Below are 9,626 nucleotides of genomic sequence, written 5' to 3' on the forward strand. Positions count from 1 at the left end.
GTACCGGAGGGGACGGTTCGACGGACCGGACGCCGATCCGCGCCGGGAGCGCGAGTGATGCCGGGCACCGGGGGCTGAGCTCTCGCCGTTACTCGAAGTAACATGCGCCGGTGGCAACCGACGAGCGGCACGGCAACCCCGACCCGGGACGCGAGCAGGCGGCGGAACTCGCACTGTCGCGCATCCGCGGTGAGGCCGACGACCGCGCGGGCTGGGGTTCCCGGCTCAGTCGCGCCCTGCGTGAGGCCGACCGGCAGGACGGCCTGGTGCGCACCGCCCGGTTCGTGCGCAGGCTCGCACCCGGCGACAGCAGCCTCGGCGACCCGTTGTCCACCGCGTCCGGACTGCCCTCGGACCGGCTGGCGAAAGCACTCGCCGAAGGCGGCACGCGCAGGCCCAGCGTGCTGCGTGAACTCGGGCTCACCGCCGTGCAGGTGTGGCAGTCCTTCGGCGATGCGCGCGGCAGGTCCCGTGGCGAGGTCGAGGTGACCATCGTGTTCACCGACCTCGTCGACTTCTCGGCGTGGGCCTTGCGGGTGGGTGACGAGGAAGCGCTGCGGGCGTTGCGTGCCGTGGCCGCCGTCAGCGAGAACGCGATCACCCGCAACGGCGGACGGGTGGTCAAGCGGCTCGGCGACGGGATGATGGCAGCGTTCGCCGAGCCCGGTGCCGCGACGCGGGCCGCACTGCAGGCGTGCCAGGGCGTGGGCGAACTCGACGTCGACGGGTACCGCCCGCTGCTGCGCGCCGGGGTGCACGCCGGGCGGCCCCGTCAGGTCGGGGCCGACTACCTCGGCGTGGACGTCAACGTCGCCGCGCGGGTCGCCGATGCCGCGAAAGGGTCCCAGGTGCTCGTGTCGGAGACCTGCGTCGGTCAACTCGACACCGGCGAGTACCGGCTGCGCCGCAAGCGCCGGTTCGCGGCGAAGGGCGCGCCGCGCGACCTGGCGGTGTACTCGGTACGTCCGGGCTGACCGCCGCGCCCGACACGGGGTGCTGGGGCGCCCGACACGGGGTGCCGCCGCGCCCGACACGGGGTGCTGGGGCGCCCGACACGGCTGCTGGGCTGGTGCCGGGTGGTCAGCGTGGGGTGGCGGTGACACCCGCGACGAGGCGCTTGGCGAGGTCGCGCAGCTTGGTGTTCTCCTGTTGCGACTGCTCGACCAGCACGGTGAACGCCTGGTCCGCGTCGATGTGCCGGACCGCCATCACGATCCCCTTCGCCTGGTCGATCACCGCCCGGGAGCGCAGTGCCGCGCGAAGCTGCTCGGCGAGTTCGAGCGCCTGGTGGAAACGCCGGGCGCTGCGCAACGCGGCCTCCACCGCGGCCGTGTAGAGCTCGAGCAGCCGCGCGTCCAGCTCACGGAAGCCGTGGTGCTGGGAGCTATAGCAGTTGATCGCGCCGGAGACCTGCCGGTCGACCATCAGTGGCGCCGAGAGGAAACTGCCGATCCCGGCCTCGTGCGCCGCCTTGGCGAACGAGGGCCACTGTGCCTGTGCCTCGGCGAGCGAGACCCGGACGAGCTTGCCGCTGTGCGCCGCCTCCAGGCACGGTCCCTCCGCGGCGCTGTACTGCTCCTCGTCCAGGCCGGCCACCTCCTGGTCGGTCGAGGCGGCGGTGCGCGGGGTGCCGTCCTCCAGCAGGGCGACGGTGGCCGCCTCGACGCCGGGGACCGCCCGCACCACCTGCTCGCACACCTCGTGCAGCAGGGTGCCGAACTCGTTCTCCCGGCTCAGCACGTCGGCCAGGGTCTCCAGCGCTCCGGTGACGTCCTCGAGCACGTCCGGCCATGTCGCCGGTCCCTGGGCGAGGTCATCGGTCACAGTGTCGTCCCTTTCCGGGGAGTCCGGAGGGAGCGATCGCCGGGTGTCGCGCACGAGCGAGCAGACCGGAGCCGCGACGGCACGGCGCCCTGAGGCGGCGTACGTCGCTGGTCTGCCCGGCCGTGGCTTGACCGGAGATGATCGTGTGCGGCTACCCGGCGGTCTCTGCCCGCCGTGGTGCAGCAGCTATACGAGGTGGCACACCGGAAACCGGCGCGTCACCGGAACATTAGTACACCGGGATCACCGCTTCGCGACGGACCGCAGGAGCGGCGCGGTACTCCGTCCCCTTCGCCGTGCCGGTGCCACGGCGCTCGTGCGATCAGGCCGTCCGTGCGGGGACGGTGGGACCGAGGCCGCGCCGGGAGAAGGCGAACGCGCAGATCCCCGCGGGCACGAACATCACGACGCCGTAGATCGCGGCCGGAACGGCGAGCTCGTAGCTGCCCAGCACCGAGATCGCCACGGTGATCGCCAGCGTGCTGTTGTGGATGCCGATCTCCATCGCCGAGGCGATGGCCCGCTCCCGGGTGATACCGGCCAGCCGCGGAACCCAGTAGCCCACCGCCAGGCTCAGCACACAGAGCACGACGGTGAGGACGCCGACCGTGGCGGCGTGCTCGGCCAGCGTGCGGTGCTCCTGCACCAGGGCGACCACGATCACCCCCACCAGGAAGACCGCGGAGGCGACCTTCACCGGACCGTGCAGTGCCGCGCACCGGGCCGGGAAGCGGCCGCGCACCGCCATCCCGATCGCCACCGGTACCAGCACGATCGCGACGACCTGCGCGACCTTTCCCGGCTGCAGGCCGATTCCGGAGCCGTCCCCGAGGAAGCCGTCCAGCGCGAGGTTGACGACCACCGGCAGGGTGGCGGCCGAGATCAGCGAGTTGATGGCGGTCAGGCTCACGTTCAGCGCGACGTCCCCGCCTGCGAGGTGGCTGAACAGGTTCGCCATGGTGCCGCCGGGGGAGGCGGCGAGCAGCATCATGCCCACCGCCAGTACGGGCTCGAGCCCGGACACCAATACCAGGCCGAGGCAGACGGCGGGTAGCAGGACGAGCTGGCACAGCAGTGCGATCACGACCGCTCGCGGTGAGCGGGCCACCGCGAGGAAGTCGGCCACCGTCAGCGACAGGCCGAGCCCGAACATCACCACGGCCAGGGCGAGCGGGAGGAAAACCGTGACCACCGACGACACCACGCAGGCCTCCCGGGACATCTCCGGACCGCCCGGGCCGACCGGCCGGGGAGCGCACAAGAATAGCGCAAAGCGTGCGAATCGGACGGCGATCGTGCCGAGTGGCCGTCGCGCGTCCCGGGTTCAGCCGGGCGTCACCACGGGCACCCGGTACGCGCCGGTGGCGGGCCCGGTGAGCCTGGTGCGGCTGGTGAGCCACTCGCCGAAAGCGTCGAGCGGCAGCGGACGCGAGTACAGGTAGCCCTGGACGATGTCGCACTCCAGCGAGATCAGCGCGTCCCGGGTCTGCGGATCCTCGACGCCCTCGGCCACCACGACCAGGCCCAGCGTGTGGCCGAGCGCGAGAACGGTGCGCACCAGGCCGGAGTCACCGGGCGAGCCGGCGAACTCCGCGATGCAGCCACGATCGATCTTCACCTCGTCCACCGGGAGGTCGCGCAGGTAGGCCAGCGAGGAGTATCCGGTGCCGAAGTCGTCGATGCTGATCCGGACGCCCAGATCGTGCAGCCGCTGCACGATCGGCAGGGCGCGGTCGCGATCCTCCATGACCGCGCTCTCGGTGAGCTCGAAGGTCAGCAGTTCCGGGGGGACGCCGTGCTCGCGCAGGGCCGAGCCGACCAGTTCCGGGAAGCCGGAGTCGGCGAGGGAACGCGCCGACAGGTTCACCGCGACCGACATGCGTACCTGCTGCTCCAGCCAGCCCGCGATCGTCCGCAGGCCCTGCTCCAGCACGTGCTCGGTGAGGGCCCCGATCCGGCCGGTGCGCTCCAGTGCGGGGATGAACACGTCCGGCCGCAGCGCGCCGTAGTGCGGGTGCTGCCAGCGCACCAGGGCCTCGGCTCCCAGCACCTGGCCGGAGCTCAGGGAGATCTTCGGCTGGTAGTGGACGTGGATCTGGCCGTCCGCGATCGCCTCGCGGATCTGGCTGGTGAACTCGAGCTGACGCCTGGCCTCCACTCCCATCGACGGCCGGTAGACGTGCACCGGGCGATCCACCGAGCGCGCCACCCCGATGGCCATGCCCGCGTGGTGCACCAGATCGTCGATACCCGGGAGCCGCGCGCCGAGGGGGCCTGCTTCGTCGGTTCCGGCCTCGCCCTCGTCGCCCGCTCCCGCGGTCGCCACCCCGACCACGGTGCCGGCCTGCACCGCGACGGAGCCGAGGGTGTACGGCTCGGCCAGAGCGCGCTGCACGTACTCGGCGAGCTCTTCGGCGTCCTCCGCCCGACCGGGCACTCCAGCGAAGGGTTCCGGCTCGCCGGATCCCGTTCCGCCGGTGTCCGGATCCGGCGGCGGTACGACCGCCACGAACTTCCCGCGCTCGATGGTGGCCACGGTCGCGGTGGGCAGCAGATCGGTGAGCCGCTCGGCCGCCGAGCACAGCAGGGCCGCGCCCCATTTCGGGCTCAGCGCGGTGGCCGTGGTGGCGGCGTCGACCTCCACCCGGAGGACGGTGGTCCCGGTGGCGACCGAGACCGCGGCCCGCAGGCCGTCCCGGTTGCGCAGTCCGGTCAACGGGTCGTAGTAGGCGTTGTGACGCAGATGCGTGATCATCCGGGCGTTGGCGATGGCGTTGCCCAGTGCGCTCGCCAGCGTGGTCAGGGCTTGCTCGTCGGCGGGACCGAACCCGCGCCACCGGCTTTCCCTGTCGTGCACCTCGAGCACGCCGAGGGGGCCGCCGGGCACCCGCAACTCCACCAGCAGGCACTCGGTCGCCTCGCGCAGCCGCAGCGATCGGCACAGCGTTCGAGGGCAGTCGGAGGTGTGCACGTACCGCACCCTCGGGCCCGCCGCGGTGGCCAGCTCGTCCTCGCGGCAGAGCGCGGCGGCGGCCAGCGGCGCGCCCGCGATCCGGGGTTCCGCGTCGCCGCCGTACGGCCACAGGACGACCCGGTGGGCGGACATGTGCCGGCGTACTCGCTCCAGTGCCTCGGTCATCGCGCGCTCGCCGTGCGCGGTGGGGTCGAGGGCCGCCGTGACCGATCGCGAGGCCTGCGACAGCCTTCGCACATCGCGGTGGTCGCGCAGCGCGGTGCCGTAGGTGTAGTAGCAGAGCATCACGCCGACCAGCATCGGCAACGCCAGCAGGAGGCCGTCCTCGACGGTCGTCGCCAGCACGATGAGCAGGCCGCCCACGCCCGCGTTGAGCATTCCGGGCAGGATGACCCGGCTGGCCAGACGCAGCGCCGCCCCCGTTGGCAGTCCCGGGCCGAGCAGCGGGAGCACCAGCAGGGCGAACAGGATCGACAGCACGGGCACCGTGGCCGCGCCCAGTGCCGCGGCCGCGACCGGTGGCCAGTGCGCGCCGATGGCGGCGCTGTAGGTCAGGTAGGCGACGCCGACCTCGACGCAGCGGACGCCGAAGTTGTACGCGTAGCGGTCCCGGACCTTGTTCAGCAGCAGGAAAACCCCGCCCGCCAGCAGGTGCACGGCGAGGATCAGCGGGAACGGCATCAGCAACAGGCCGATCAGCAGGGGCGGCTCACTGAAGGTGACCTTCCAGCCGACCCCGTCCACGTCGACCTCGAAGCCGAAGTGCTCGACCAGCAGGAACGCCGCCATCAGGACCGGGGCGAGCCACCACAGGCCCGCGTCCCAGTTCCACGGGGAGGCCCAGGCCAGGGTGCCTGCCAGCAGCAGTCCGGTGACGGCGGTGAGGCGGGCGAACCAATGGAACGCGCGCGGCCGCCGCGGTGACCGCGTGACGCGGTCACCACTGTCCGGCCCCCCGGCGACCATCGTTCCCCCTTCAGGTGGCGTCTCGATCATCAGATCGTGTGTGTGCGATTTTCGCTCCACTCAGCGTACGTGGTTAATTGCACACGAAAGTGTTAATTGCAGTGGTTAGCCGGTCATTCTCGGCGGACACGCGAACGCGGGCACGCCCGGGTCGGGCGTGCCCGCGGGCACCGGTGAGCCGTCGACGGTTCAGCCCAGCGGGACCGAGGCGAAGTACGGCTTGCACAGCGGTCCGTCCAGATCGGTCGCGATCTCCACCAGCGTCGCGCCGTCGGCGGTGGAGGCCAGGGTGGAACTGTAGTTCGGGCAGGGGGCGTTCGGCGGTGAGGGGACGGAGACCGGTGCCGGGATGGAGCGCCACGGGCCCGCGCCACCGTTGTCGTTGATCATCACCGTGTTGCCGCTGCCGGCCGCGATCTCGCCGTTGCCGTCCCGGAGCTGCTGGCCGACCATCGCCAGCCGGGTCGGGCCGGTGCCGTTGTCGATGCGGGCGAGGGTCTGCGCGTGCGTGTAGTACTGCCCGGTGTCGGAGAAGATGCGCGGGCCCTCGTCGCTGGGCGGGCCCCAGTCGGCGCCATCGGCAGAGGTACGGAAGTGCGTCGCGCAGTCGTACTGGTTCCCGGTCGCGCAGATCTCGTAGCTCATGTAGTAGCTGCCGTCGCCGAGCTGGCGCACGTTCGCCATGCCGGGCCGCAGGTCGCCGTTCGGCGGGGCGACCGTGGGGAAGGGAGCCGACCAGGTGAGCCCGTCGGCGGAGAACGACTCGCGCAGTTGCTGGCTGTGCGCGGGATCGGTCTCGTCGGCGTAGTGGCAGATCAGGTCGCCCTGGTTGTTCACCGCCAGCTCCGGCTCCCAGATGCCGCCGGTGTTCTCCGCGGTCCGGCAGGTGGACAGGTACTTCCAGGTCACGCCCTGGTCGGGGCTCTGCCAGATCGGCAGGGTCATCCGCCGGTCCGGCGCGTCCTGGCCGACGGAGGCGGTCCACAACAGGGTTCCGGCCGGCATGGCGCCGACCTGACGGGGCAGTTCGAACAGGGTCGAGCAGCAGTACCCCGCCGGGGTGCCGGGATCGTGGATGGAGCCGATCTCGGTGAACGAGGCGCCGTTGTCGGTGCTGCGGTAGATCGCGCCGACGCCGCCGTTCGGGTCGAAGTCCACGACCGAGGCGACCAGGTTTCCGTTGGCCTCGCCGGAGTTCTGCAGGCGGATCAGCCGGGGGTAGAGGCCGTTGCCGTTGCGTAGCGGTGTCCCGGTGGCCATCGCGCCACCGCCCGCGTCGGCGTCCGCGGCGGGCCCGGGAGCCTCGGCCGCGGCGGGGGACAGTCCCTGGCCCAGCAGCGCCAGCGCGCCGAGCAGAACTCCGGTGATCATCGAACGACGGTGACGTCTGAATGCAGCCCCCACGAGGAAACTCCTTCGGCTCCCGGGTCCGGGTAAAGGATTACCCGGATCATTCGCCGTCGAGTGTGTTTGTGACGGATCTGTCCGTCAATCCACCGTTCGTCCCATCCGCCGCCAGGGTGGGCCGGTGGACGCCGCGATGGTTGCCCGCGGGATACCCCGGCCGCACGGCGTAGGCCCTGGACACGGCCATGGTCCCGGTTCTCCCGGCAGCCGAATGAACCAGTGGGGCGATCTCGATGCCCACCCTTACCGGCGCGTGGCGGATGGCAGGAAGCTGCCATCCGCCCGCTCGGGTCGAGGCCCGGTACCGGCAGGGTGGACATGGCCGAGGCCGGCCCGTCCACGGGGATCGAACTGGCTCGGTCAGCGGGACGCGGCCCGCCGGTAGCGGGCGACCGCCATCGACATGAACAGGGCGATGAGCCCGAGCGAGCACAGCACGGTGTAGAGCACCGCGTTCTCCGCCGGCCAGCCCTGGGGCTGCGGGAGGCCGGCCGGGGTCGGATTGCCGAACAGGTCGCGCACGGAGTTCGCCAGCGAGGTGATCGGATTCCACTCGGCGATGGTGGCCAGCGGTTCCGGCATCGCGGCCACCGACACGAACCCGGAGGAGATGAACGTCGCCGGGAACAGCCAGATCAGGCCGAGGCTCTGCGCCACCTCGACACTGCGCGCGACGAGCCCGATGAACGCGCCGACCCAGGACATGGCGAAGGCGAACAACAGGATCAGCAGATAGCCGAGCACCGCGTCGAGCGGGTTGCCGCGGATCCGCCAGCCGATGGCGAGCCCGCAGAGCGTGGTCACCACCAGGCTCACCACGCTGGTCGTCAGATCCGAGGTGGTGCGCCCCAGCAGCACCGCGACCCGCGACATCGGCAGCGACCGGAAGCGGTCCACCACGCCCTTCTGCAGGTCGTTCGCCAGTCCGATGGTGGTGAACGAGGCGTTGAACGTCACGGTCTGGGCGAAGATCCCGGCCATGATGAACTCGCGGTACGAGGCGCCGCCCAGGCTGCCGCCGAACACGTAGGCGAGCAGGAAGACGAACATGACCGGTTGCACCACGCTGGCGACCAGCGAGCCCGGCGTGCGCCGGATGTTGAGCAGGTTGCGCCAGGCCAGGTTTCCGCTGTCCCTGGTCATCCGGACCACGGCGTTCACGCGCTCACCTCCTCGTCCCTGCGGTGCCTGCCGGTGACATCCGGCGGCGGCCAGTGCGGCACGGCGGGCAGGATGGTGGTCCGCTCGGTGTCCACTTCGGACGGAGCGGCCGGGGCGGTGGGGGTGTCGCCGGTGAGGCTGAGGAAGACGTCGTCCAGCGTCGCCCTGCGCAGCCCGATCTCCAGCACCCGCACCCGCGCGGCGTTCAGCCGGTCCACGGCCGTGCCGAGCGCGAACTGGCCGGTGCCCACCGCGACCTCGATCCGGCGCAGCCTGCGGTCCACCGAAGGGGGAGCGTTGCCGGCCTGGGCGAGTACCCGGTGCGCGGTCGACAGGTCACGTTCGTCGGCCACGATGACCTCGAGCGTGTCGCCGCCGATGCGGGTCTTCAGCTCGTCGCTGGTGCCCTCGGCGATCACCGCGCCGTGGTCGATCACGGCGATCCGGTCGGCGAGTTGGTCGGCCTCCTCCAGGTACTGGGTGGTGAGCAGGACGGTGGTGCCGTCGGCGACCAGCCCGCCCACCACGTCCCAGGTGTCCAGCCTGCTCTGCGGGTCCAGTCCGGTCGTCGGCTCGTCGAGCACGACGACCTCGGGGGCGGCGATCAGCGCGCCCGCGAGGTCCAGCCTGCGCCGCATACCGCCGGAGTAGGTGCGGGACTGCCGGTCCGCCGCGTCGACGAGGTGGAAGCGTTCGAGCAGCTCCCGTGCCACCGCCGCGGCCTTCTTCCGCCGCATCCCGTACAGCTTCGCGACCAGGTACAGGTTCTCGAAGCCGGTCAGTTTGTCGTCGACGGCCGCGTACTGCCCGGAGAGCCCGATCGAACGGCGCACCTCGTCCGGGGCGGTGGTCACGTCGTGCCCGGCCACCCGGACGGTGCCGGAGTCGGGGCGCAACAGAGTGGTCAGGATGCGTACGGCGGTCGTCTTGCCCGCGCCGTTGGGGCCGAGCAGCGCGAAGACCTCGCCCTTGCGCATGGTCAGGTCGACGCCGTCGAGCGCCCTCGTGCCACCGAAGCTCTTGTGCAGGTTCTTCACCTGAACGGCGGGGGCGCCGCGCGGGTCACCACGCATCAGGAACCTCCTTTCCGGATCCGGCTACGCGGGGTGATGTCCGGCCAGTTCCGCTCCACGTAGTCCAGGCACTCGTGCCGGGCGGCGGGACCGAAGCGGTGTTCCCAGCCACCGGGCAGGTCCAAATAGGACGGCCAGATCGAATGCTGGTCCTCGTGGTTGGCCAGGACCAGATAGCGGCCGTCGGGGGTGTCGAAAGGGTTGGTCATCGTCTCGCTCAA

General features: G+C 71.5%; 8 protein-coding genes. 1 reads left to right on the forward strand and 7 read right to left on the reverse strand.

Annotated features, from left to right (window positions below):
• Positions 1-110: 110 nt before the first annotated feature.
• On the forward strand, positions 111-974 hold the full coding sequence (locus CFN78_RS04320; protein ID WP_240519257.1) for an adenylate/guanylate cyclase domain-containing protein: 864 nt from the start codon (positions 111-113) through the stop codon (positions 972-974).
• A 106-nt stretch (positions 975-1,080) separates the two neighbouring features.
• On the opposite strand, the gene CFN78_RS04325 is transcribed toward CFN78_RS04320, so the two are convergent.
• The 7 genes from CFN78_RS04325 to CFN78_RS04355 form a co-directional block, all read right to left on the reverse strand.
• The gene (locus CFN78_RS04325) at positions 1,081-1,824 is read right to left on the reverse strand and encodes a GAF and ANTAR domain-containing protein (protein ID WP_240519258.1); all 744 of its coding nucleotides are present in this window, start codon (positions 1,822-1,824) and stop codon (positions 1,081-1,083) included.
• A 322-nt stretch (positions 1,825-2,146) separates the two neighbouring features.
• Positions 2,147-3,016: a bile acid:sodium symporter family protein gene (locus tag CFN78_RS04330; RefSeq protein WP_240519259.1), complete on the reverse strand. Its 870-nt coding sequence runs from the start codon at positions 3,014-3,016 to the stop codon at positions 2,147-2,149.
• 132 nt (positions 3,017-3,148) lie between these two features.
• Positions 3,149-5,794 (reverse strand): EAL domain-containing protein, encoded by a 2,646-nt coding sequence (locus CFN78_RS04335; protein WP_094861263.1) that lies wholly within the window; start codon positions 5,792-5,794, stop codon positions 3,149-3,151.
• 159 nt (positions 5,795-5,953) lie between these two features.
• On the reverse strand, positions 5,954-7,135 hold the full coding sequence (locus CFN78_RS04340; protein WP_094861264.1) for a sialidase family protein: 1,182 nt from the start codon (positions 7,133-7,135) through the stop codon (positions 5,954-5,956).
• A gap of 396 nt (positions 7,136-7,531) precedes the next feature.
• Entirely contained in the window at positions 7,532-8,314 is a 783-nt protein-coding gene (locus tag CFN78_RS04345; protein ID WP_205660433.1) for an ABC transporter permease, read from the reverse strand.
• A gap of 14 nt (positions 8,315-8,328) precedes the next feature.
• Positions 8,329-9,405, reverse strand: a complete 1,077-nt coding sequence (locus CFN78_RS04350; protein ID WP_094861266.1) for an ATP-binding cassette domain-containing protein — start codon at positions 9,403-9,405, stop codon at positions 8,329-8,331.
• Positions 9,405-9,626: an MbtH family protein gene (locus tag CFN78_RS04355; protein WP_420807849.1), complete on the reverse strand. Its 222-nt coding sequence runs from the start codon at positions 9,624-9,626 to the stop codon at positions 9,405-9,407. The genes CFN78_RS04350 and CFN78_RS04355 overlap by 1 nt, the downstream gene beginning before the upstream one ends.

The organism is Amycolatopsis antarctica (assembly GCF_002262875.1).
GTDB classification, from domain to species: Bacteria; Actinomycetota; Actinomycetes; order Mycobacteriales; family Pseudonocardiaceae; genus Amycolatopsis; species Amycolatopsis antarctica.

Coding starts and splice junctions, on each gene's coding strand:
- CFN78_RS04350 (WP_094861266.1), bottom strand. CDS start 9,405: ATGCGTGGTGACCCGCGCGGCGCCCCCGCCGTTCAGGTGAAGAACCTG.
- CFN78_RS04340 (WP_094861264.1), bottom strand. CDS start 7,135: ATGATCACCGGAGTTCTGCTCGGCGCGCTGGCGCTGCTGGGCCAGGGA.
- CFN78_RS04335 (WP_094861263.1), bottom strand. CDS start 5,794: ATGATCGAGACGCCACCTGAAGGGGGAACGATGGTCGCCGGGGGGCCG.
- CFN78_RS04345 (WP_205660433.1), bottom strand. CDS start 8,314: ATGACCAGGGACAGCGGAAACCTGGCCTGGCGCAACCTGCTCAACATC.